This is a genomic window from Pseudomonas sp. J380 (assembly GCF_009827115.1).
In the GTDB taxonomy this organism is placed as follows: Bacteria; Pseudomonadota; Gammaproteobacteria; order Pseudomonadales; family Pseudomonadaceae; genus Aquipseudomonas; species Aquipseudomonas paracarnis.
This window is the reverse complement of the sequence record NZ_CP043060.1, coordinates 1,154,006-1,178,844: the sequence shown is the minus strand read 5'-3', so window position 1 is coordinate 1,178,844 and position 24,839 is coordinate 1,154,006. Positions and strand designations below refer to the sequence as shown.

Here is a 24,839-nt window from a genome sequence, read left to right as displayed (position 1 = left end):
GTTGGTTGCTACGTTGTTTCTCGACGGTTCTTAGGGACGAGAACTCTGCCCTTGATTGGTTCAGAGGAAACAGACATGTCGAGTATCAGCCCTAGTCGCGACACCCTTGCGTTTACGCCGCCGCTACATTCTGTGAGCCCGGCGGCAAACGCCTTCCCCGACCCCGTTGTTCGCAGCAAGCGCGAAGCAGCCTCAAATCCTGCTGTAGATAGTCCCCGACGATGGACGCTGCAACCTGTGCCCTTGGCGTCGAGCGAGGGTGATCACCGCCTGCGTAACGAGCTGGCGACATCAGCCACGCGCCACGCGTGGGATTCCCTCGTCCAGATCCCCACCGACAGCACTTTCTACGCAGGCTTTGCCGCTTTGCGCAGTGCGTTCAATACTGATGAAGTCAAGGCGTGGATTATGAGCAAAGGCATGGCCCTGGACACCGTGGTGGTAAAACCGGATTCGATCACAGGGCTGGTCTTAAGCGGTCGCGTGGGAACGCGAAAGACGTTCACTCTGAACGACGATTCTGGCTGGTGGCAGGTCGGGGCCCGATTGCGCGCCGCTGCCACGGCGCTGGATAGGGCGGGTAATGGGGTGGCTTATGTGCCGGAGCAGTCCGACCGGTTTTCTCGCAATGCTGTCTTGCAGTGGCATGACATCACCCCGCCAACGAATACCGATGAGTTGGCGTTGGTGCGTGGACATCTGTTGGCGGAGGAATGGTCCGGTTGGTCAACCGAGACAAAAGGCCGGCTGCAGGGCAGCAGCCTTGCGGCAAGAAAAACCATCGACCGGCTGGACGAGCGTCAATACCTGGCAGGTTGCCTGGCTGATCTGGTTCGCAATCGACCCGACGACGAAGAGGTGTCGCTGGCCGATGCGCAGACGCCGATCGGCGCCACGTCGGTGCTTGCCACAGACGGTGCCGACAAGGCTGCCGTGCGTGATGTACTGATTTCTCACGGCTTCCTCGTACCCAAGACCGCGAAGGAAGTGCGCAATGTCATTCGCTGGTTGCAAGCTGCGGTGGCGCCTGCCCCCGCGCTGGGTAATTACGCGCAATTGCTTGCACGACCATGGGTACCGGGCATGTTGTCTGAAAATGACAAACGCTTGATAGCGCAACTCTTGAGCGACGATGCCATCGGTCGCAGCGAACCGAGTCTATTGCGCGCCTTGGATTTTCAAGGCGTACTCGATGAGCACACCCCGCAGGAGGTGCGTGCCAACGCCGACAAGATACTGGAGCGGATACTTGACCAACCGTTAGCTCTGGAATGGGGCAAGGCCGCTGCTCGCAGTCTGTATTTTCAGGGCACGTCCGGTACTTATGACTTATCAACCCTCGAAGCCAAGCAGTGGGAACTCACGGCGGTTCTGCTGCAGATCGACCCCGAGATGCCTCGGCGCCCTGGAAACGTTGCCGGTTATGACATCTATCAGCCCGCCAACAGTGGACGGACGATGGCATCGGTACGCGCTGAAATCGAGACCCAACTGGCTCAGAACACCTTGCTCGATCCAAAGACGGTACCGCTGGCCGCGCATCTGTTGTTGGCCAGTAGCGCGCCCGAGTTTCTGGTCCGGGATATCCCTTCCACGATGCGGATAGGCTCGGTGGAATGGGCCGACTTTCGCCTGGGGGTCACGTTTGCCGAGCGGCAAGGTGGGCCTGGTTGCTCGCGGCGCATGAGCTACACCGAAATTATGGGGCTCAGCCGGCTGAGCACCAGTACGCCGGGCGAAGCGGCGGTATTGGATAATTATGGGATCGACGTGTTACTCGATTGGGGCTTGATGCGCGGGCTTTATGAAAAGCCAGTGGATGGCCGCTACACACAGCAGCACCATCTGCAGGCCATCACGGCTTTCAATGAGGAGTGCGAGCAACTCGTTTATGCGTTGGAGCAGTTCAACCTGCCGCTGCCTATACGAGAAGACTCGGCGATCAGGAACTTGCAGACAGTATTTCCAGGCCTGAGCGCGGAACAGTTGAAAGCCATGCGGGTATACATCGCAGACCCGGATGAACGCCGCAACATGAAGCTGTCCGAGCCGAGAACGCGTACGCTGATCGAGACGTACATGACCGGCGACCTTACAAGGGACCGGTGGATGCTGCTGGCGCCCGGGGAGCAGCCGCCACAACCAGCCCGGCGCAACTCTCCATTTGTCATACCGCGGCTGAGCGCATCCGACCAGGCAGCCGTTGATGCCAACGTGCAAGCGTTGAACGCCAGGATCGCCCATTTACCGGATGTGCAGGCCCAATTGCCTGGTGAAGTCGATGCCTACCTGGACAAACTCAAGCAGGGTTTGAGCATCGCCACAAGACGCATGATCGCCCAACTGCCGTTGGCTGATCGCCAAGCCTTGGAGTGGGGGGACGTGGACCTGTTTGCCTTGCGCGAGGCAACCGATAGCGTGCCTGAGATAGATGTAACACCGGAGCAGGTGGAGGAGCGCAGAGGGCGAAAGGGCACGCTGATACGCTGTAATTACAACGGGGTAATCAGCTACTTCGAGGTGTTCCCGGACAAGCTGTTGATCGTCAAGCGCGAAGACCTGCCGCGTGATTTGGCCCTCGGAGGGACCTTTCAAACGGTGCCGAAGACGTATGGGCCTTGGGCGGTGTCAGAGCTCCCCGTGCGGCTGGGCGCGGTGGAACCATTTGATTTTGCCGCTTACAGCTCCAATGCCTTGCCCAGGCCCGGTGTGACCTCGCCAGGTGTCATTATTGATAAGCTGGGCGAGACCCTGCACGCTACGCCGGTCTCTGTACAGGGCGAGGCATCCAACCAGGTGCCTAACAGTTTTTCGTCGCCCCGCACCCAGTCAATTGTCGATCGGATCATGCAGGGCAATTTTATCCATCATCGTGCCAGCGTGCTGAAGGTCGCGCATGGCATGTTGCCGCTGGAACAAAAGCGCGAAATATTGCGACGCAACGACAGTATTTTGTTGAGCATGATCCCGTTTGTCGGGGCCGTCATTGACCTGACCAAAGGCAACATCGTTGAAGGGATGCGCGGGCTGATCATCGACACCGCCGGGGCATTCGCAGGTGGGGCATTTGGAACCTTGAAACCGCTCGTCAAGTCCACAAAAGCTGTGGCTCCCTTCGGCGTCAAGGCGTTTCGCGTACTGGAAAAGGGGGTTGAGGTGGTCAGTGGCTTCTTGAACCCATTGGATGGCGCGGCAGATTTGATGGCCGCTGGAGGGAAAGGGCTCGTCGCGCTGCCTAAAGCGTTAGGCAGGGCATCGAACCCCTCAGTGCTTTTAAAGCTTGGCGTGGTGGAAGAAAAACTGCGCACTTGCCTGGGTGTATCAAACCAGTTGCAGGCGCCGCACAATGTCCAGGAGCAGGCGGTTCAGCCTGGTGCTCATAACGGACACAATCATTCGATACCGGTGTACGCGGTACAGACCGATGGACGTTGGTACGCGACCCATCCAACGACCGGGTTGCCGACCGGCACGCCGCTGGATGGGTTTGAAGCACTGCCCGCATGACGACCTGAAACACTTCAGGCAGCGCCCTCGCCGTGACGTACGGGGGGCGCTTTCGATCAGTTGAGTCCCAACTTCCCACGCAAAGTGGACAAATCTTCCGCCAGTGTATTGACCGGGCCCACTAAAGCCTTACGGTCGTTTTCCTTGACTTTGTCGTAGGTCTCGAAGCCGCCATCCGAGGTCTTGTATTTGGCCAGGATCTTGTCCACGGCGGCGAAGTTTTTATCGACCTTGGCCAAAAATGCCTTGTCTTGGTGGTCGATCTGGCCACGGAACAGGTCGACGATTTTCTTTGCACCGTCGATGTTGCCTTGAAAGTCGTACAGGTCGGTATGGCTGTAGCGGTCTTCCTCACCGGAAATCTTGGTGGCGGCGACTTCCTCAAGCAGCGCTGCGGCGCCGCCGACGACTTTTTCCGGCGGGAAGGTCAGGCCGTCAACCCGGGTTTTCAGGTCCAGCACGTCCTTGTTGAGTTTATCGGCCAGGGCGGCGAGACCCTGGGTGGTGTTCTCGGAGAACAGGCTGTACTCGATGCGGTGGAAACCGGTGAAGTCTTCGGCCTTGACGCCTTTCTCGTGATCGTCGACGCGTGAGTCGATGGACGCGTCGAGGTCGCTGAACAGCTCGGCGATCGGCTCGATGGACTCATAGTGCACGCGAGTCGGCGCGTAGAGCTTCTTGGCGGTGGCCAGGTCGCCTTTATTGATGGCGTCAGTAAACGCCTGGGTCTGGGTGACCAGCTCAGCGATTTCTTCGGTGACGTAGATTTTGTAATCCGACACCGGGCCCACCAGGTCCAACGGCGCAGTAGCGGCGAAGCTTGCCAGTGGCGAAAGGCTGAGTAACAACAACGCGATAGACGACTTCTTCATGGGATGCATTCCGCTGTGGGGTGTTTTAGGTCTTGGCAGGGGGGTGAGGGTGCGTTGCGGCGAGCAGCGTGCGTCCGATGAAATCCTTGGGCCCGGTGACACCCGGCAAGGTAAAGAAATACCCGCCACCCACTGGCTTGAGGTACTCCTCCAGCGGTTCGCCGTTGAGCCGGGTTTGCACGCTGATAAAGCCTTTCTCCAGGTCAGCCTGGTAGCAGATGAACAACAAGCCCATGTCCAGTTGACCGTTTTTGTTGACGCCGTTGGAGTAGTTGAACGGCCGCCGCAGGATCAGGTTGGCCTGGGTCTGCGGGGTGCGCGGGTTGGCCAGGCGGATGTGAGCATCAAGCTTGGTCAACTTGCCTTGCGGGTCCTTGCGGTAGTCCGGGACCTGGGTTTCGTGCTGGCCGTCCATGGGCGCGCCCGTGGGTTTGATACGGCCGATGATGCTTTCCTGTTCTTGCAGCGGGGTGCGATCCCAGCGCTCGACAAAGTTACGGATGATGCGCACGGCCTGGTAACTGCCATGGGCGGCCCAGGCCGGCTCGTCGCTGGTGGGCTGTACCCAGACGATCTGGTCCATGGCCTTGTCATCGTTGGAGTTGGGGTTGGCCGAGCCATCGCGAAAGCCCAGGAAGTTGCGCGCACTCTGTGCCGGTTCGCCGGGCTTGGCCGGTGCCTGGGGCGGCACGCTGCCTTCTTGCTTCCAGCGCACCAGCAGCAGGTCGGGCAGGTTTTTGACGATGTCACGCAGCGCGTGGATATTGGTGTCCGGCGTGTTGGAGCTGAACTGCAGGCTCAGGTCGCCGTGACACTGCGCCGGTTCCAGTGCATCGTTGGGAAAGCCGACCATGCGACTCAGGCGCTTGGGCTTGGCGGCGGCAAGGCCGAAGCGTTCGTCGAACAACGACTCACCGACCGATACTGTAATGGTCAGGTTATCCGGTGTGACCACAGGGCCAAGGATGCCGGAATCGGTGGGCGGCAATTTCGGGTCGACCTGGGGCACGGTGCCGCCGGTCATCAGAAATGCGATGCGCTCGTTGAGGGTGCGGAACAGACGTTCCAGGTCTTGGCGGTCGCTGGCCAGTACATCGAACGCCACGACCATGCCGCAGGCCGGGCGCGGGGTGACGATGCCGCTTTGGTGCTTGCCGAAAAACGCCTGGTGGTCCTGGGTCTTGTCACTGCGTGGTGCGGTGGTGACTTGCTCAGCCGCCATCGCCGGGCAGGTCAGGCTGCTGCCGGCAATCGCAGCGCCGGTGGCCGCCATGCCCAACAGGACGCGGCGACGTTGGAGGTCAAACTGTTCTGTATCACTCATGTATGCGGTCGTCTTCACTGCAGGCCGGAAAGGCCAAGGGCGGGGTCGATTCCATCGAGTGCAACGGCCAGTGCCTTGGCCTTGTCGCCGATCTGCTTGCGCTGATCGGCTGTAACCTTGTCGTAGCTGGGGTAGCGGTCATTCACCTTGAGCCCGTCGAGTTCGCTGTCGAAGGCGTTGAGCGCGCTGTCGATAGCGGGCAACAGGTCGGCGGCGGACTTGACCAGCAACGGGCGCATCAGGTCGACCACCTTGCGCGCGACCTGCAGATTGGCGGCAAAGCCGTTCAAGTCGATGTGGCTGTAGCGTTCCTCTTCACCGCTCGCCGCCCGCACGTCCGCCAGGCTGTTGAGGTTGCGGACCACGATGCTCACCAGTTGCTCCGGGGGCAGGGACTGGGCCAGTAATTGCTGCTTGAGCGTGGTGACGTCGGTAACCAGGCGTTGGGCGACCGGCGCGAGGCCATCAAGGCTGTGTTGCTGGAACAGGCTGTATTCGAGGCGGTGGAAGCCGCTGAAGGCAGGGTCCTGCTCGCGCTGTTCAAAATAATCTGCGCGGGCATTGATCGCGTTATCCAATTCGGCCAGACGCTGAGACGCCGGCGCCAGGCGCTGATACGCCTCGCGCGCCGGTACATACAGCGCCTGGGCCTGGGCCAGGTCGCCGGCGGCGATGGCCTGTTGCAGGACCGTTACGGCCTTGACCAGCGCACCGCCTTGGCTGCTCAGGTACACGCGAAACTCCGACAACGGGCCGATAAAGGCCACCATCGACGGCTTGGCCTTGGCCTGGGCGTCAGACTCTGCCGTGGGCGTGACATGCAAGGTGCCGCGAGGGTTGCTCAGCAGGCCACAGGTAATGGCGTAGTCGCCGGGCAGCAGGTTGGCGTTGATCACTTGGCTCAGGCCTGGGGCGATGTTTTCCCGCTCTTCGACCACCAGCACGCCGTCGAGGATTTCCCACTCCACCGCACGGTCGGAGCGGTTGATGATGCGAAAGCTGGCATGTCCTGCTGGTACCGTCAGGGCGTTGGGTTCGCAGGCGTGGCCGTGGATGGTCACCGCGATTTCATTGTGGTTGGTCTGGCGCTTGCCGGCGGCCAATTGCGAGGCGTAGTAGAACAGGCCTCCGGCGGCGATCATCACCACCACCGAGCCGGCCACGCCCCAGCGCAGGGCGCGGGACGGCGGGGCCGATTGAGGGGTTGGGTTGGACAAGAGACGGTCCTTACTGGCTGGAAACTGAAGAGGTATTGGCAACGGGCTGGGTAGGGGCCGCGGGCAGGAAGAACATCACCAGGGCCACCACCAGGTAAATCAGATAGGCGCCCAGGGTGCTCACGGTCGGCGCCTCCTGGTAACCGAACATACCGGCCAGTACCGAACCGAGCGGGCTGTCCATGGGCAACGCAGCGCTGAAGTCGAATAGCACGGTCTGCCAGTGATTCCACACGCCGGCTTCATGCAGGGCTTGCACCGAATTGGCGAGAATGCCGGCCGCGACCACCAGGATGAACAGGCCGGTCCAGCGGAAAAACGCACTGAGGTTCAGGCGCATGCTGCCGGAATAAATCAGTAAACCCACAACAATGGCCAGCGCCAGGCCAAGCAGGGCGCCCACCGGAGCGCCCGGACCTTCGCTTTGCTGGAACACGGCCAACAGGAAGAACACCGTCTCCAGCCCTTCGCGGGCCACGGCGAAGAACACCATGGCGATCAAGGCGAACACCTGATGCCTGGAGCCGGCCAGCGCATGATCGAGGGATTCATGCAGCGAGTGTTTAATCGAGCGCGCCACTTTGCGCATCCAGAACACCATGGAACTGAGGATGCCCACGGCCACCAGACCGACGACACCTTCAAACAATTCCTGCTGCTTTTGCGGGAATTCCGCACTGACCAACTCCAGGCCGCCGCCCACCAGCAGCGCCAGCGCTGCCGCCAGTAACACGCCGATCCACACTGCAGGCATCCACTGGCCACGCCCGGTCTGTTGCAGGTAACTGGCGATAATGCCAACGATTAATGCCGCTTCAATGCCTTCGCGCAGCATGATTAAAAAAGGAACGAGCATCGGGCACCCGGGCACAACTAGTTAGGGAGCTAAGTTGTAACATAATGATACTCATTGCTAAACAAGAAATATTGACCTTTGCTGAACGTGGGCTGAACGGTGGTGGCGAAGCGCAACCGCCTTTATGATGCAGACCACCCAGACTGCAGCCGGACAGTTCAACGCCCCATGTCGGAAAAAGACACTATCTCCATCCACCTTGTGCGCGAAGCGCTGTTGCACAGTTGCGCGCCGGGAGCGGCCACCGTTGAGGCATTGAGCAAAGTCGGGATTGACCCGGCGTTGCTTGAGCGGCCCGACGCTCGCGTGGCGGCCACGGCCTATGCACGTCTGTGGCGCTTGCTGGCGCGGCGCAGGGACGATGAGTTTTTTGGCATGGACCCACGCACACTCAAGTCCGGTAGCCTGGCGTTCCTGTGTCGCGCCTCCATGGCGCAACCCAGCCTGGCGGCCGGCCTGGAAACCGGCTTGGGGTTTCTCTCGTTGATGCTTGAGCATCTGCCGGCCCAACTGGTTCGCCAACAGAGTCTGGCGGAGATCGTCCTGCTGGAACCTGATGAGCCAAAACGCGCTTTTACCTATTTCACCTATTGGATGATCGTCCACGGCGTCGCCTGCTGGCTGGCGGGGCGGCGCATCCCGATCCTCGCCATTGAACTGCGTTGCGCGCAGCCGGACTTCTGTGACGATTACCGGGTGATGTTTTCTGACAACCTGCGCTTTGACCGACCACGCACACGCATGATTTTTTCAGCCGATTGTCTCGACCTGCCGATCAAGCGCAGTCCGGAAGAACTCAAGCGCTTCCTTGCCCGTGCGCCGGCCAACATCCTGGTCAAATACCGCGATCCCGAAAGCCTCGCCACCCGTATCAAGCACGACCTGCGCCAGATGCCGCCCCATACCTGGCCTGAAACCGAGGGCCTTGCGGCCAGCTTGTGCATTTCCGCTTCCACACTGCGCCGCCGCCTGGCAGAGGAGGGGCAGACTTATCAGGGCCTCAAAGACGGTGTACGCAAGGAGCTGGCGATTGTGTGGCTGGCTGAACCGCAGATCAGTTTTGCCGAGATTGCGTCGCGGTTGGGGTTTGCCGATACCAGTTCGTTCTACAAGGCGTTCCGCAAGTGGTCCGGGTCCAATCCGGGGCACTTGCGCAGCCTGATTCTGCGCGACGCGAGTTGAATCGGCGGCAATTAGCGTAGCGAAAGGTCTGGCTTGCGCCTCGTCTTTTTCCTATGGAGCCAGCGCAGACCTTCTCTCAGTCTGGAAACCCTTATTGAACGCTGGGTCATGGACGTGTTATCAAAAGTTCCTGCAGCAATACCTCTTCTCTCTTCAGCGCGTTTCGGTCCCCCACCTTTTGTTACCCCCCCTGAGGTCTCGTCATCGTGGGTTGCCGGGTCGGATCCCGCGCAACACAGATTCACTCAAGCCGAGGCGGACGCGATTGACCGGCAAGCCTGGTTGACCGTGTTGGAGCGCAGTGTGCTCGATAAGGCTGACTATGCCTTCGTCGACCTGGCGAACCTGCGGTTTAACCTGGCACCCCGTCCTGGCGCCGTCGACAAAGACACCACCGCGCTGGCGTTTCTGCAACAACGTTTTCCAGGGCTGAGTGGTGAAAACCTGCCGCGAACGGCCGCGCAGGTGGGTAACCTGATCAATTGGCAGCGTCTTGGGCTACCATCGAGCCCTGCCTTGGGCAACTACACCTGGGCATCTGCGCAGGCACCCGAGCCAGGCCACCCAAGCCTGAGCCTTGACGAACGCCAACGCTTGGTCGAGGCGTTAAGAACCTATGTCGGCGACGGCATCCTCACCAGCATGAACGTGACCACGCAAAACCTGGATGATCAGATCACTCGGCATCTGAGTAGCCATGCACCGCTCAATCGCTATCGGCAGAACACATTGCTGGCTGCGATTGGGCGTGATCCTGCCGGGTTTTCAAACGACCAGCGCAACCAACTGCTGCTGACTGCCCTGATGTTGAGCATTGACCCCGAGCTGGGGCAGCGTAGAAACCATATCGCAGGTTATGACCTGTACTCACCGGCTAACGCCGGGCGTACCCTGGCAGAAGTCAAGGGCGACTTGAAGGCGCATCTGGTGCGCAATGGGCGCGTGCGGCCCGAGGCGGTGGATGCCACTGTGCATATCATGCTGGCCAGTGTCGCTCCAGAGTTTGTGCTGCCAGACACGCCGGATACGTTGCGCATCGGCTCTCCTGCCTGGGTGGTACTCAGGAAAACTGTCGCGTTGCTGGAGGAGTCAGCAGAGGGCTCCAGCCGCACCCTCACCTATGATCAGGTGCTGGAGCGCGCCATCCTCCAGGCCCTGACGCCGGAGCAAGTGGTGTTGTTTCATGCCATCGAAACAGAACCGCTGCTTGATTGGGCAACGATGCACGGGGTCATTGCTCGGCGAGCGGACGATCAGTACACCGCCCAAGACCTGCAAGTCGCGGCGACAAAATACAACGACTATATCGAGAGCTCTCATCAGGCGCTTATAACACTGAGCACCCCGATAAAAGACCGGCGAGCGCGAGCGCAGGCTGACCTCGAACGCGTGCTTCCGGGGCACGATCTGAACGAACCGATGCATACCGTGGCGTACCGGTTTCCCCAGTTGCTGTCTAATATGGTGCCCGGGTTACCCTGGTTGCAGCGCAGTCTCGGCTTTAAGGAAAGCCTGGTTGACCTGCACATGAGCGGCAATCTCAAGTACGGTGAATTTGCCTCGACCAAGCTTGTGGATATGACTGGCGCCACGTTGTTCAAAGATGAATATGACCCCAGGCTGGCTTCCCTGCGGGTGCACTTCACGAGGTTGAAACATTCCGGGCAGTCCCTTGCCGAGGCTGTCAAGGGTGATACCGAGCGTTTTCAAAAGGCCGTCTCCACGGGCCTGAAAGACATTCTCAGCAAAATGCCCTACGCGGACCGGCAGGCACTGGCCACTCAGGAACTGACCTTTTATCGAGTCGAGGCCGAGTCCATTAATGGCGCAGGTACTTCCATAACAGATGCCGATGAGCAACTCCAGGCGGTGAGGGGGCGCTATGGCTTCCTGATCGGCGTCGGGCAGGGCAAAGATGCCAAGTGTTATGAGTTTTTTCCCATGAGCGGGACCTATGTCGAACGGCACGACTTCAAGGCGATGTTGGACAAAGGCGAGGCAATAGTCCCGCGGTTGTGGGTGACCCGTATGAAGTCCCACGTGGACGGTCCACGGGCGGGGGCATCCGAGGTGCAGATCAGGGCATTGCGCGAAACACTGCCGGCGGCGACATCTTCACAAACGCTGGCACCGCTTGGTTTTTTTTCGGAGCGGGCCAATGCGATTGCTGACTACGTAGCCCAACGCAATCTGGTGCTGGATCCCGAACAACTCCTCACTACCGCAATGGGGCAAACGGCCTCGGAGCGTTTCCAGGATCGGGTCAAACGGGTCAGTAAAACACTTGTAAATACATTGATTCCCTTCAAGGCTTGCTACGACGACATTGTCTCCGGGCACGTCAAAAAAGATCTGAGAGCGTTGACAGGGTGCGCCACCGACGTTGCGGTAGCCATTACTGTCGTCGCAGGAGGTGCAGCGGAGGGGGCTGCAGCGTTCGATAAGGCGCAAACCGGCTTTTCCAGGCTGGCGGCGGCTACCCGGGCGGTGGGGACAGTCACCAACGGTTTGCTCAATCCATTCGCCGGCCTCTCTGAACCTCTGCTCAAAGCCGCCAAGTGGGTAGGAAGCCGCCTGTATCGGCTTGGAGAGAAGTCCCAGAGCGTGGTGCGCGCCGCTTGGAAAGCGCAACTCGAAGAACAACGGGTCGGGCGCGTTCGGCAAATGCGCCGCGACTCGCTAAAAAGCACAGAAAAGCCGCAGGAAGAGCGCCCGGTGGAGACGCAACCGAACGAAGGCAAGGTCAAGCCAGGGCCGAGAGCCACACGCGCGGAGGTCAAGGAACTCATCGAGCGTTCGCAGCCGCTGATGGTGTCCAAGGTGGACGATGCACTTAAAGCGCTAGCAGACCCTGCGCTGACTGAAGACGTGGACTTTGTGCTCAAGAGCTTCCAGGGCATTAGACCTGATCACGCACGAAAACTGATGACCTCTCGCCTTACACGGCTCAAGACCAACGCTCAAGCGCTGACCACCAGAAACATAAAGTTCATGCGCTCCCGGGACCAACGATGGGTGGCGCAGGTCATCCCGGAAGATTTCAAGGTCGATAAGACGGGGAAATTCATGGAGGTCAACATCGATGGTGCCAAGCGCTATTACCAGCATTTCGGCTCCCACGAAGGCGCTATGAGCAACGCGTTGATTCATGAATTGGACCACCTGCCAGGCCCTGTGAGCCGAGGTACGCTTGATCTCGCCTACCTCACGCGGTTGAGAACAGATGAAGAAAATGCGGCAGGTTTGCTCAACCTGGCCAACGGGCATACCGACCCTGCAGTGTTGGTCCTGCCAGGTGAAGATGCACCAGTCCTTGTGGGCAAGACGGGCGTCAACATGTATGGCTCCCGCGCCGGCAATCTCAACGCGGAGTCCACGATGACCAGTGTTGCCCTGCTGTCTCAGCTCAAGACAGACCCCAACTTGTTCAAGCAGAACCGCGCGATAATTGAAGCCGCGCAGGCGGCTTTTGGGGAATTACCGATCACCGATCAGGTACCCATAAGAATCGTCAGCAAACGCTCTGCGCGCGCCCCCGCGCCAGGGTTGATCTACGCGATGGACCAGGGCTCCAGGAAGCTGATCGGAGTTTACCGATTAATGCAGCAGCCTCCCGGTACAGTGCTTCCCGAGCGCCCGCTCACGCATCAGCCGGCACGTGACCAGGCGTTCAAGGCCTATGTGCAAGAGCACTTGGTATTTTAAAAAAGGTTCTTTTTAGAATGGGCCGCCAGGACGGCACCTGACTTGCTTGAAAGTGGCGTTACAGGCGGGATCAGGAAATAACTGACAGCGCCCTTCGCTTGAGTATGACAGACCCTGCCTTATTGTTTTTAGGAAGTGGCTGGCATATCCGAAGCAAAAAATCGTGCACAGTTTTAATGGTGATCCTACGCGGCCGCTACAGAGGCTTTTGGGTAGAGGGGTCACAGTACTTAACTGTTAGGGCGTTGCTATAGCTGAATGAGCACGTGGTGTGATGACCTTCATGCGTTAAGTTTTCAATCCATAATGTGATGGTGAACTTATGAAGCGTTTAATTGCGTTACCCTTTAGTGCGTTGATGGTGGTGTCTGTTCAGGTGTCTGCGCTTTGCTTGAATATTTCAGAGAGCTTCACCGGGATAATCGGGCCTGGAGGTGATAGTGTCGCCCATGGTCCCTTCACGATAACTGGTGCGAACGGTTGCTCCGGCGCAAATATAAATGCCATGGTTTCCGCTGGCGGTGCAGGGAGAAGTCCTCAGATTTATATTGATCAAGAGGTCGGCAGTTCCTGGAAAGCCGTCGCCGGTAACGCGCTTTCAGCCAATACTTCCTGGGTAGGAACCTTAGGTACCTATCGAGTGAGGCTTCACAACCCGGATGGGGAATCAAAGTCCTATTCGGGTACCGTTAGATACGGCCGCTGACCCATAGATAAATAGGGTGTGCCAGAGGTTCTGGCACACTTCGATTTGGGTTTCTGCGTCGGGATCAAGCATGCTCTTCGACTGACAGATCATTTTTCGAAGAGTTCGAGAAGTACGCCAACGCATTAATAGCGCGATTAGCATCCACCATCCCTTTTATGTATTCAGGAATGCCTTGCGAGCGCCCCACGCTTGGGTTGCTTTTAACAAAGTCAAGGTAATCATCCAGCTTTTCGTTGAATAGGGCGATTGCGTTGAATTTTACCTGTGTGTTTGTTTGTTTTCCGTTGGCATCAAATGCACCATCTCCAAATGTGAATATGCCGAAAGCATTTGCATCAATGATATTGCTCTCGTACAACCGCCTTCCGACTACTTTTAGCTCGTCAGTGCTGATAGATGTCAGGTCATAGCTCTTTAAAAACTGCTTCAGGTCAGCAAGATGCGTTTGCTGCCACACTCGCAGTTCATCAACGGCTTTGGACTCTTCAGTAAAAGTAAACGTGTTCGTCGTTTTCTCTGGGTTTTTGATGACAAAAGCATCTGCCTGCTTAGAAAGCGCATTGGGCATTACCACTCTCATATCCATGCTCGTCTCCTTATAGGATGAAAGGTTCACCCTGCTATCGACCCCTTGCGACAGATATTTAACCTGTTTGAATATTTGGGAAACTTCTTTCAGATAAGTATTACACGTAGGCCAAATTGATTGATCCGCTAATGCCAGGCTAAAAAAAAGCCCCGCGACCGAATGGACCGCAGGGCTAAAAATTGGCTGGATGCGACCAACCAAAGGAGCTCTTTACATTACTTGCTGCTAGCCACCACTGTATCCGGCTGCCAACCACCCCCAAGGGCCTTGTAGATTGCAACGATGCCGCGATACAGGTCGACTTCGGCCTGGGCCTGGGCGTCTTCGGCGGCCAGGCGTTCGCGCTGGGCGTCGAGCAGGACCAGGAAGTCCACGGTGCCTTCGCGGTAGCGGATCGCCGCAAGGTCGGCGGCGGCGCGGCTGGATTCGCTTTGGCGGATCAGCGAGACCAAACGTTGCTGGCGCTTGCCGTAGTCGCTGAAGGCGTTTTCAGACTCTTCCAATGCCAGCAACACTTGCTGTTCATAGGTGGCCAGCGCGCCATCGGCTTCGGCATTCGCGCCACGCAAACGCGCGCGTACGCTGCCCAGGTCAAACGCGGCCCAAGTGATGCTCGGCCCTAGAGACCAGGCATTCGCGGCGGCCGAGCCGATCTGCGAACCGCGCCCGGCGGTGAAGCCGAGGAAACCGCTGAGGCTCACCCGTGGGAACAGGTCGGCCTTGGCCACGCCGATACGTGCGGTGGCGGCGGCCAGTTTGCGTTCGGCGCTGAGGATGTCCGGGCGCCGTTGCAGCAGTTGCCCTGGGTCGCCAATCGGCAACGCCTTGGCAATCGCTGGCAGGTCTTTCGGGCTCAGGTCCACGCTCAGCTTGTCGGGGCGCTGGCCGAGGAGGGTGGCGATGCGGTTGCGTTCGCGCACTTGTTCGGCCTGCAGTTGCGGCACGCTGGCTTCCACCGCTGCCAGGCGCGCATCGGCACGTTCCACGTCGAGCTGATCACCGACGCCAGCATCACGCAGGCTGACGGTGATGGCACGCGACTCCTGCTGGTTCTTCAGGTTGTCCAGGGCAATACGTTCGCGCAGTTGCGCACCGCGCAGTTGGCCGTAGGCATCCACCAGCTCGGCAATCATGGTGACTTGCAGCTGGTACAGGTCGGCTTCGGCCACCTGTTGGTCGGCGTCACTGGCTTCCAGGTTGCGGCGGATACGTCCGAACAAATCCACTTCCCAGGCCATGTCCAGGCCCAGGTCGTAGCGCTCGCTGTTGACGCGTTTGGTGGTCTGGCCGGGAATCTGGCCCTTGCCCACATCGCTGCTGGCGCGGGAGGTGACCACCGGCATGATGTCGTTGGCCGCATCATCACGGATGGCCCGTGCCGCCCGCAGACGGGCGAAGGCCACGCGCAGGTCGCGGTTGCCGCTCAGGGACTGGGTCACCAGCTGGTTGAGGGTCGGGTCGTCGAACTGCTGCCACCAGATGCCTTCGTATTTGGCGTGGTCGTAGCTCTTGGTGTCGGCGGCGGCCGTAATATTGGCCGCCTCCAGTTGCTGGGTCTTGTAGTCCGGGCCTACGGCACAGGCGGCGAGCGCCAGCACCAACAGGCTCGGCAGGAATACTTTCACACTCATTGCTGTGTCTCCAGCTTCAAGGCCTTGGCCGCTTTGCGCGCTTCACTGCGCTCGACATAGCGACGGATCAGTACGTAGAACACTGGTGTCAGCAACAGACCGAAGAAGGTCACACCGATCATCCCGGAGAACACCGCCACGCCCATGGCATGGCGCATCTCGGCGCCGGCACCGCTGGAGAGCACCAACGGCACCACACCCATGATGAACGCGAACGAGGTCATCAGGATCGGCCGCAGACGCAGGCGGCAGGCTTCCAGTACCGCGGCGAGCGGATCGAGGCCTTCCTGCTGTTTATCCTTGGCAAATTCGACGATCAGAATCGCGTTCTTGCACGCCAGGCCCACCAGTACGATCAGGCCGATCTGGGTGAAGATGTTGTTGTCGCCGCCCGAGATGATTACCCCGGTAATGGCCGACAGCAGCGTCATAGGTACGATCAGGATCACCGCCAGCGGCAGGCTCCAGCTTTCGTATTGGGCGGCGAGCACCAGGAACGCCAGCAGTACGCAGAGCGGGAACACGAACAGCGCAGTATTGCCCGAGAGGATTTGCTGATAGGTCAGGTCGGTCCACTCGTAGGTCATGCCGTTGGGCAGTTCATCTTTGAGCAGTTTTTCAATCGCGGCCTGGGCCTGGCCGGAGCTGTAGCCCGGCGCGGCGTTGCCGTTGATTTCTGCGGTGATGAAGCCGTTGTAGTGCATGACGCGGTCCGGGCCCGAGGTGTCGCTGACCTTGATAAAGGTCGCCAGCGGGATCATCTCGCCTTTGTTGTTACGCACTTTCAGTTGGCCGATCTGGTCGGAGTCCTGACGGAACTGTTGCTCGGCCTGCACGTTGACCTGGTAGGTACGCCCAAAGCGGTTGAAGTCGTTGGCATACAGCGAACCCAGGTAGACCTGCAGCGTGTCGAAGATGTCGCTGATCGCCACGCCGTGGGTCTTGGCCTTTTCGCGGTCGATGGCGGCGTCGACTTGCGGCACGTTTACGGTGTAGCTGGTGAACAGGCCGAACAGTTCAGGCACGCCGTGGCTCTTGGCAATCACGTTCTGCACTTCTTTGTACAGCTCGTCATAGCCGAGGTTGCCACGGTCTTCGATCTGCAGGCGGAACCCGCCGATGGTGCCCAGGCCTTGTACCGGCGGCGGCGGGAAGATCGCCATGTAGGCTTCTTCGATATTGGCGTATTGGCCGTTCAGTGCACCGGCAATCGCACCGGCAGACATGCTCGGGTCTTTGCGCTCATCAAAGGGCTTCAAGGTCACGAACACAATGCCGCTGTTCGGGCTGTTGGTGAACCCGTTGATCGACAGGCCCGGGAAGGCAATTGCGGCTTCCACGCCGGGTTGTTTAAGGGCGATCTCCGACATGCGCTTCATCACGTTTTCGGTGCGGTCCAGGCTCGCGGCGTCGGGCAGTTGGGCGAAGGCCACCAGGTATTGCTTGTCCTGGGCCGGTACGAAACCGGTCGGCGTGTGGGCAAAGCCGAAGAACGTCAGCACCATCAAACCCGCGTAGACGAACAAGGCAATACCGCTGCCGCGAATCACACGGCGCACGGTGCCTACATAGCCATGGCTGGCCTTTTCGAAAAAGCGGTTGAAGGGACGGAACAGCCAGCCACCGAAGACCTTGTCGAGGAACTTGGAGAAACGGTCCTTCGGCGCGTCGTGACCGCGCAGCAGCACAGCGGCCAGGGCAGGGGACAGGGTCAGGGAGTTGAACGCCGAGATCACGGTTGAGATCGCGATGGTCAAAGCGAACTGCTTGTAGAACTGCCCGGTCAAGCCACTGATAAAGGCGGCTGGAATGAACACCGCACACAGCACCAGCGCCGTGGCGATGATCGGGCCGGTAACCTCGCTCATGGCTTTTTCGGTCGCCGGGAACGGCTCCAGGCCCAGTTCGATATTACGCTCGACGTTCTCCACCACCACGATGGCGTCGTCCACCACGATACCGATGGCCAGCACCAGGCCGAACAATGACAGGGCGTTGAGCGAGAACCCGAACAGGTGCATCACCGCAAAGGTACCGATCAAGGATACCGGCACCGCCACCAATGGAATGATCGAGGCGCGCCAGGTCTGCAGGAACAGAATCACCACCAGCACCACGAGGATCAGTGCTTCAAACAGGGTATGCACCACCGCTTCGATGGAGCCGCGTACAAAGATGGTCGGGTCATAGGCGATGCGATAATCCATGCCCGCCGGGAAGCTCTTTTTCAGCTCGGCCATCTTGCTGCGCACATCGTTGGAGATGTCGATGGCATTGGAGCCGGGACGCTGGAAAATCGGAATCGCAACGGCCGGCTGGTTATCGATCAACGAGCGCAGCGCGTATTGGCTGGAGCCCAGTTCGACCCTGGCGATGTCCTTGAGGCGCGTGATTTCACCGTTGGCGCCGGCACGAATCACAATGTTCTCGAACTCTTCCTCAGTGACCAGGCGGCCCTGGGTGTTGACCGACAACTGGAAGCTGGTGTCACTCGGCGCAGGTTGGGCGCCCAGGGCACCGGCTGCCACCTGGCGGTTCTGCTCGCGGATCGCCGTGACCACATCGGTGGCGGTCAGGTTGCGCGAAGCGGTTTTGTTCGGGTCCAGCCACACGCGCAGGGAGTAGTCGCCCATGCCGAACAACTGCACGTCACCGACGCCGCCCAGGCGGGCCAGTTCGTCCTTGATATTGAGGATCGCGTAGTTGGACAGGTACAACATGTCATAACGCTGATCCGGGGAGGTCAAGTGCACCACCATGGTCAGGTCGGGGGAGGCCTTGTCCACGGTAATACCGATGCGCGTCACTTCCTCCGGCAGCTTGGGCTGGGTGCGCGTCACACGGTTTTGCACCTGCACCTGCGCGTTGTCCAGGTCGGTGCCCAGGGCGAAGGTGATGGTCAGGGTCAGCTTGCCGTCGGCGGTGGACTGCGAGGACATGTACAGCATGTTCTCGACACCAGTGATGGCTTGCTCCAACGGCGCGGCCACGGTTTCACCGATGACTTTAGGGTTGGCACCCGGGAAGTTGGCGCGCACTACCACGGTCGGCGGCACCACCTCCGGGTATTCGCTGATCGGCAGTTGGAACAGCGAGATTGCGCCGGCGATCAGGATCAACAGCGACAGCACCGCTGCGAAGATCGGCCGTGAAATGAAGAACTTGGAAAAATTCATCTTGAGTCGTATCCCTTAACCGCGTGGAGTCGCGACGCTTGCGAGCTTGGGCGCGGGTTTTTCCGGCGCCACTTGCTCCAGGTTGCTGGCTTCAAGCGCTTGTCGTTGTTGGGCCAAGGCGGCGAGGGTTTCCTTGCTGGCCATCGGGATGGTTTCCGGTGCGACCGGCGAGCCTGGGCGTACACGCTGCAGGCCCTTGACGATCACGGTGTCGTCCTTGGTCAGGCCGCTGCGCACGATGCGCAAGCCTTCGATTTTTGGCCCCAGTTCCACCGCGCGATAAGCCGGCTTGTCGCCGTCCATCACCAGCACGAATTTCTTGCCCAGGTCAGTGCCGACGGCTTCGTCGTTGATCAACACCGCCGAATAGGTGCCGCTGCCGACCAGTTTCAAGCGCGCATACAGGCCAGGGGTGTATTCGCCCTTGCTGTTGTCGAACACCGCACGGCCACGGATGGTGCCGGTAGCCGGGTTGACCTGGTTGTCGACGAAGTTCATCTGGCCCAGGTGCGGGTTACCGGTTTCGTTGGACAGGCCCAGGTACACAGGGGTGGTTGCGCCACGCCGGCCTTCACGGGCCAGTTCGGTGTACTTGAGGAACACGCGCTCATCGGCATCGAAGTAGGCATAGACCTTGTCGGTGGAGACCACGCTGGTGAGCGCAGTGGTATCGGCGGTCACCAGATTGCCGGCGGTGATTTCGGCACGGCTGACGCGGCCACTGATGGGCGAGGTCACGCGGGTGAAGCTCAGGTTCAGCTTGGCCAGGTCCAACTGCGCCTGGATCCCGGCCATGGCGGCGCGGGCTTCCTGGGCGGCGGTGGTGCGTGAGTCGGCCAGCTCGGCGGAGATCGCATTGCTCTGGCGCAGGCGTTCGCCGCGTTGTGCTTCGTTTTCGCTGCGGGTGGCGGCGGCTTTGGTCTGAGCCAGTTGGGCCTCCAGACGGCGTACTTCGGCCTGGAACGGGCGCGGGTCGATCTGGAACAACAGGTCGCCTTTCTTGACCAAAGCGCCTTCAGTAAAAGCGACTTGGTCAATCTGGCCGGACACCCGAGGACGAATCTGCACGGTTTCCGGCGCTTCAAGGCGCCCGGTGAACTCGTCCCACTCGTTGACCGGTTGTTCCAGCACCTTGGCCACGCTGACTTTGGCAGGAGGCATGGCGGCCGCTTGTTCCGGGGACTTGCCGCACGCGCTCATCACCACCACGGCCAATATCGCCAGAGGGAAGCGCAAATGTTTGAGTGACTGTTCCATGAGGTGCATCCGCCAATGTATTTGAGATGGGCGGATCATGCGCGGGGAGGTGCTAGGTCACGAATCGAATGAAGCAAAGGTAACTATCATTCGGAATGATATAAGCGCGGAGTCAGCCCTCTAGCATGGGGGTTTTGTTAGGGAGCTATCAATGTGATTGATGACAAAAGACTGTTGCTGAGGGTGCAAGGAACTTTCCCAGCAATCCGTGGGACCATCACCGCGCCTCAAACGCGTCGCCCAGAAAGTCGATCAAGGACCGCACCGACGGCATCAGCCCACGCCTGGAGGGGAACACGGCGGTGATCACGCCTTCAGCGGGTTGCCATTCAGGCAATACGGCAATCAAACGGCCATCGGCCAGTTCGTCTTTCACGACTACCTGCGGCAGGTTGGCGATGCCCACGCCCGCCAGTGCTGCGTTTTTCAGGGTCGACATATCATCGCTGACCAGGCGTGGCGTGTGCGCGACCTGGGCCGTCGCGCCGTCCGGCCCGGTCAGGTCCCACAGGTACGCAAGCAACGGGTTGCCCCAATGGATCGTCGCCAGCCCGGCAAGGTCAGCCGGTAGCGAGGGCAGGGGAGCGTCCTGCAAAAAAGTCGCGCTCGCCACCAGTACCTGAGGACTTTTAGCCAGTACCTTCATGACCAGCTCACTGCTTTCCAGCGGCGGGAAACACAGGTTCAAGGCCATGTCATAGCCTTCGCTGATGATGTCGACCTTGCGGTTGAAGCTTTTCACGTTCAGTTCGACGCTGGCGCATTGCGCCATGAATTGGGCGAGCATCGGCGCCACCCAGTAGTTGAGCAGCGCAGTGGTGCAACTCAAGCGGATCACGCCCCGCGGCTCTGATTTGTTGAAGGCAATCACATCTTCGGCCGACTCGGCTTCGGCAATCATCGCCACGCAATGGCGGTAATAGGCCTGGCCGATATCGGTGACCTGGAACTGGCGCGTCGAACGCTGTATCAGCCGCGCCCCCAGCCTGGCTTCAAGCTGGCTGACTCTGCGGCTCAAGGTCGATTTGGGCAGGTTCAGCGCACGGCCCGCCGCCGCAAAGCCGCCGTACTCGACCACCTTGGCGTAGAGGAAGAGTTCGTTGAGGTCGAACATGGGCAGTGTTCCATTTTTGAGATGACCAAGATTAATTCAACTTAGCCAGTATCGACAGCCATGTACACTCCGTTCAAATCGACGCAGTCACCGAGGGCACCACATGATCGACCGTTTGCGCTGGGCAACCCATCGTCTCACCAAGCGATTGTGGTTCAGAGCCTCCTTGTTCTCGCTTCTAGGGGTCGCTACGGCACTGCTTGCCGTTGTGTTCAAAGACTTCGTTCCCGAGTCCCTGCCCACGCGCATCGGTGCAGATGCGGTGGACAAGATTCTGGGCATCATTGCGTCCAGCATGCTGGCCGTCACGACCTTTTCTTTGAGCACGATGGTCACCGCGTACGGTGCCGCAAGTAGTGGTGTGACCCCGCGAGCCACCACTTTGGTGATGGAAGACACTACGACGCAAAACGCCCTCGCTACGTTTATTGGCTCATTTCTTTTCAGCCTGGTAGGCATCATTGCCCTGAGCACCGGCGCCTACGGCGCGCAGGGTCGCGTGCTGCTGTTCGCGGTGACCATCGCCGTGGTTGTACTGGTGGTCTACACCCTGCTGCGGTGGATCGACCATTTGTCCAAGCTCGGCAGGGTAGGAGAAACCATCGACCGCGTCGAAAAAGCGGCCAGGGCGGCCATCAGCCAACGCGCCCAATGGCCCTGCCTCGGCGCTGCAGCCTACCCGACCGATCACGCTCTGGCCCCCGGCGCAATGACCATCGAAAGTGAGCAGACGGGCTATGTGCAGCATATCGACGTGTTGGCCTTGGGCGCTATCGCGCAGCATGACTGCACGCATATTTACCTGGAGGTGGTGCCGGGTACCTTCGTACACGAAGGCATGCCACTGTTGCACGTGGTCAGCCTGGGCACCAGGCAAGACGATGGCACACAGGCCACCAGGGAAAAGATCCTGTCTACGCTGACCATCGGTAACCGTCGCACATTCGAACACGATCCCCGTTTCGGGCTCTGCGTCCTCTCTGAAATCGCTTCGCGCGCGTTGTCACCTGCCGTCAACGATCCAGGTACCGCTATTGATGTGATTGGCCGGGGAGTGAGAACGTTGACATGCTGGGGTAAGCCCGGCGGGTCTGGCCGGCAGACAGATCAGCAATGTGAGCAGGTATTTGTTCGAGGGCTGAACGTCGATGATCTGTTTGAGGATTTCTTCGCCCCGATCAGCAGAGACGGTGCAGGTGTGTTCGAAGTGGATGCTCGCCTGTTGAAAGCCCTTATCAGCCTTGCCGAAATAAACCCTGTTCTGTTCAAAACGGCGTGCCTTAGGCAGGCGGACCAACTCGTCACACGCGCGCATGCAACACTGACACTGCAGCATGAGAAGGAGCGACTAAGCGCCTTGGCCAAGGCGATAGGCGTGTAGGAGGCTACTGGGCCTGCAAGGGCCGTTTAGAGGCTATATGGATCCCCAAAATACCTGGCTTTGCATTGCTGTTGCCATTTCAGAGCTGGGCAGCGGCACTCAAGGTAGGGAATTAATGGCCTTTATGACCGCATCGGCGATGGTCTTTGTAATAAGCCGACGCTGACAGTTATCAATCGTCGGGCTCAGCCATGTGGGCAGGCTGTTCAGTACGGGCAAAATCGCCGTGAGCGCCCCCTCACGCAACGGCCCGCCGGGCTGATGGCCCTGCTGGCCGATCACCTTCATGAGTTGCGACTCATAGGCTCGCCTCAATCGCTCAACGCTCGCCTGCATCGGAGCGCCCAGGCAATTGGCGTCCATGACCGCTAACTTGAAGTGCCCGGTCATCTGTTCATGCAATTGAAGATGGCCTTCGATCAGTGTTGTCAGACGTTGTGCCGGCGTCAATCTACGGGTGTTGATCCGGTCGACGTGCGACAAGAGCGCCTGATACAGCTCTATCAGCCACTCATACAACATGGCTTCCTTGCTCTCTACATGGTGATAAATCGCTCCCGGGCTGATGCCAACATGCGCTGCCAATTCGCGCATGCTGACCTGGCTGAAACTACGCTCCTTGAACAGCTCCAGGGCTCTGCGCTGAAACTCCGAGCGGCTGAGCGCGAGAGCCGTCCTCATGTGTCGAGTGCCTGCTGCTTGGCAATTTCCTGGTTGCGCAGAATGAACCGCTGCAACTTACCACTGGGGGTCTTGGGCAGTTGCTCGACGAACTCGATTTCCCGTGGGTACGCATGCGCAGCCAGGCGCTGTCGGACATGCAGGCGCAAGACTTCTGCCAACTCGACACTGGGCAGGTACTCACGATTGAGCACGACAAACGCCTTGATCAGTTCGGTGCGTTGCGGGTCGGGCTTGCCGATCACCGCGGTTTCGACGACTGCCGGATGTTCGACGAGCGCGCTCTCCACATCGAAAGGCCCCACGCGGTAGCCGGACGTGGTGATCACATCGTCGTTACGGCCGACAAAGCTGATACTGGCGTCTTCATTGAGCTCCACGATATCGCCGCTCAAGTAGTAACGGCCCACAAACGCCTTGGTGGGCATGTGAAGGTAGCCATTGAACCAGCACAGGGGCGAGCGCTCGCGATCCACCGCCAGTACGCCCGGCTGGCCTGTCGGCAACTCCCTGTGCGCATCGTCCAGCACGACAATCCGGTACCCCGGCACCGCATAACCGGCAGAACCCTCGCGGACCCGATGGCGTAACCCATGGTGATTGCACAGCACCATGCCGATTTCGGTTTGGCCGTAATGATCGTGAATGACCACGCCTAGCTGTTCGGCGAACCAACGGATGACTTGTGGGTTGAGCGGTTCGCCGGCGCTGCTGACGACACGCAGTTGGCCACGTACGGCGTCGGCGAACTCGGCCCCGGCGTCAATCAGCAGGCGAAAGGCCGTAGGCGAGCCGGCCAGGTTGCTGATCCCGTACTTGGCGATAATCCGGCTGGTGCTTTGCGTGGTGAAAGGGCCGTCATGGAACAGCGTGGCCCGGCCGCACGCCAGTGGCCCGGTCACTGCGTAATACAAGCCATAGGCCCAGCCGGGGTCGGCGAGGTTCCAGAAACGGTCGTCTTCGCGCAGGTCGATTGAATCGCGCATATAACTTTTGAAGGCAAGGATGGCGCTCAAAGGCACCTCCAGCGGCTTGGCCGGCCCTGTGGTGCCCGAGGTGCACATCAGCAGGAACGGCGCACGGGCGTCCAGCAGCTCAGGTGTGCAGTCGGGTTGTTGATGTTCCAGCACATCCCAAAACGCGTAGTCGCTGGGACGCCGTGAGGTGGCGTCGGTCACGATGACGTGGGGGCAGTCGAAGAGCTCGTCCAGCTTGGGACGATTGTGGGCGTCGGTCACGATCCAGCGCGCGTTGGAACAGTCCAGTCGCTGTTCAATGGCCTTGGGGCCGAACGCGGTAAAGAGTGGTTGGTAGACCGCCCCGATGCGCCAGGTTCCCAAGATGGCAATCACCAGTTCAACCGTGCGTGGCATCAGGCCGGCAACCCGATCCCCCGGCTGCACGCCATGGGCTCGCAGGAAGTTGCCGAAGCGCGCCGCGTGCGCCTGCAGTTCGCTGAAGGTGTGCTGCGTGGCGTGGCCATCGCGCGTTTCACAATACAACGCCACGCCATTGCCATGGGCATGCCGGTCGCAGCATTCAATGCAGGCATTCAAGGCGCCGGGTTCGCCGTGCAAGTCCCGGGCAGCCAGCTGTAGATAATCGAAGGATGAGACTGCTGAGTCGTAATCGCGCATA

Annotated in this window: 16 protein-coding genes; 5 read left to right on the top strand and 11 right to left on the bottom strand. The window is 59.6% G+C overall.

Going from position 1 to position 24,839, the window contains the following annotated elements; translation table 11 throughout:
- The first annotated feature begins 75 nt into the window (after nt 1–75).
- A complete protein-coding gene (locus tag FXO12_RS05415; RefSeq protein ID WP_125919875.1) occupies nt 76–3,507 on the top strand; it encodes a hypothetical protein in 3,432 nt (1,143 codons plus the stop codon).
- A 56-nt stretch (nt 3,508–3,563) separates the two neighbouring features.
- Here FXO12_RS05415 and efeO (FXO12_RS05410) read toward each other — a convergent pair whose 3' ends face one another.
- The 4 genes from efeO (FXO12_RS05410) to efeU are packed head-to-tail and all read right to left on the bottom strand — an operon-like array spanning nt 3,564 to nt 7,776.
- Nucleotides 3,564–4,379: an iron uptake system protein EfeO gene (efeO, locus tag FXO12_RS05410; protein ID WP_034127360.1), complete on the bottom strand. Its 816-nt coding sequence runs from the start codon at nt 4,377–4,379 to the stop codon at nt 3,564–3,566.
- Between the two features lie 25 nt (nt 4,380–4,404).
- Nucleotides 4,405–5,703: an iron uptake transporter deferrochelatase/peroxidase subunit gene (gene efeB, locus FXO12_RS05405; RefSeq protein ID WP_057977358.1), complete on the bottom strand. Its 1,299-nt coding sequence runs from the start codon at nt 5,701–5,703 to the stop codon at nt 4,405–4,407.
- Between the two features lie 14 nt (nt 5,704–5,717).
- On the bottom strand, nt 5,718–6,920 hold the full coding sequence (efeO, locus tag FXO12_RS05400; protein WP_057977296.1) for an iron uptake system protein EfeO: 1,203 nt from the start codon (nt 6,918–6,920) through the stop codon (nt 5,718–5,720).
- Between the two features lie 10 nt (nt 6,921–6,930).
- The gene (gene efeU / locus FXO12_RS05395; protein ID WP_057977298.1) at nt 6,931–7,776 is read right to left on the bottom strand and encodes an iron uptake transporter permease EfeU; all 846 of its coding nucleotides are present in this window, start codon (nt 7,774–7,776) and stop codon (nt 6,931–6,933) included.
- Between the two features lie 168 nt (nt 7,777–7,944).
- Here efeU and FXO12_RS05390 point away from each other — a divergent pair, with 168 nt between their 5' ends.
- The 3 genes from FXO12_RS05390 to FXO12_RS05380 all read left to right on the top strand — a co-directional run bounded on the left by FXO12_RS05390 (nt 7,945) and on the right by FXO12_RS05380 (nt 13,369).
- The gene (locus FXO12_RS05390; protein ID WP_057977299.1) at nt 7,945–8,958 is read left to right on the top strand and encodes an AraC family transcriptional regulator; all 1,014 of its coding nucleotides are present in this window, start codon (nt 7,945–7,947) and stop codon (nt 8,956–8,958) included.
- Between the two features lie 303 nt (nt 8,959–9,261).
- Nucleotides 9,262–12,663, top strand: coding sequence for a hypothetical protein (locus tag FXO12_RS05385; protein ID WP_087716066.1), 3,402 nt, complete (start codon nt 9,262–9,264; stop codon nt 12,661–12,663).
- Between the two features lie 322 nt (nt 12,664–12,985).
- Entirely contained in the window at nt 12,986–13,369 is a 384-nt protein-coding gene (locus tag FXO12_RS05380; protein ID WP_125919876.1) for a hypothetical protein, read from the top strand.
- A gap of 64 nt (nt 13,370–13,433) precedes the next feature.
- Here FXO12_RS05380 and FXO12_RS05375 read toward each other — a convergent pair whose 3' ends face one another.
- The 5 genes from FXO12_RS05375 to FXO12_RS05355 all read right to left on the bottom strand — a co-directional run bounded on the left by FXO12_RS05375 (nt 13,434) and on the right by FXO12_RS05355 (nt 21,139).
- Complete coding sequence (locus FXO12_RS05375; RefSeq protein WP_057977303.1) at nt 13,434–13,958, bottom strand: hypothetical protein; 525 nt, start codon at nt 13,956–13,958, stop codon at nt 13,434–13,436.
- A 218-nt stretch (nt 13,959–14,176) separates the two neighbouring features.
- Nucleotides 14,177–15,592 (bottom strand): efflux transporter outer membrane subunit, encoded by a 1,416-nt coding sequence (locus FXO12_RS05370; protein WP_034127366.1) that lies wholly within the window; start codon nt 15,590–15,592, stop codon nt 14,177–14,179.
- The gene (locus tag FXO12_RS05365; RefSeq protein ID WP_034127367.1) at nt 15,589–18,768 is read right to left on the bottom strand and encodes an efflux RND transporter permease subunit; all 3,180 of its coding nucleotides are present in this window, start codon (nt 18,766–18,768) and stop codon (nt 15,589–15,591) included. The genes FXO12_RS05370 and FXO12_RS05365 overlap by 4 nt, the downstream gene beginning before the upstream one ends.
- 15 nt (nt 18,769–18,783) lie before the next feature.
- Nucleotides 18,784–20,025: a multidrug efflux RND transporter periplasmic adaptor subunit MexE gene (mexE, locus tag FXO12_RS05360; RefSeq protein ID WP_034135660.1), complete on the bottom strand. Its 1,242-nt coding sequence runs from the start codon at nt 20,023–20,025 to the stop codon at nt 18,784–18,786.
- 217 nt (nt 20,026–20,242) lie between these two features.
- Nucleotides 20,243–21,139 carry a LysR substrate-binding domain-containing protein gene (locus FXO12_RS05355; protein ID WP_057977305.1) on the bottom strand — a complete coding sequence of 299 codons (897 nt, stop codon included), beginning with the start codon at nt 21,137–21,139 and terminating at the stop codon, nt 20,243–20,245.
- A 103-nt stretch (nt 21,140–21,242) separates the two neighbouring features.
- Between FXO12_RS05355 and FXO12_RS05350 the strand changes: the two genes are divergently transcribed.
- On the top strand, nt 21,243–22,520 hold the full coding sequence (locus tag FXO12_RS05350; RefSeq protein ID WP_160049585.1) for a DUF2254 domain-containing protein: 1,278 nt from the start codon (nt 21,243–21,245) through the stop codon (nt 22,518–22,520).
- A 99-nt stretch (nt 22,521–22,619) separates the two neighbouring features.
- Here FXO12_RS05350 and FXO12_RS05345 read toward each other — a convergent pair whose 3' ends face one another.
- On the bottom strand, nt 22,620–23,201 hold the full coding sequence (locus FXO12_RS05345; RefSeq protein WP_034127369.1) for a TetR/AcrR family transcriptional regulator: 582 nt from the start codon (nt 23,199–23,201) through the stop codon (nt 22,620–22,622).
- Nucleotides 23,198–24,838, bottom strand: a complete 1,641-nt coding sequence (locus FXO12_RS05340; RefSeq protein WP_057977309.1) for an AMP-binding protein — start codon at nt 24,836–24,838, stop codon at nt 23,198–23,200. The genes FXO12_RS05345 and FXO12_RS05340 overlap by 4 nt, the downstream gene beginning before the upstream one ends.
- Nucleotide 24,839 lies beyond the last annotated feature (1 nt).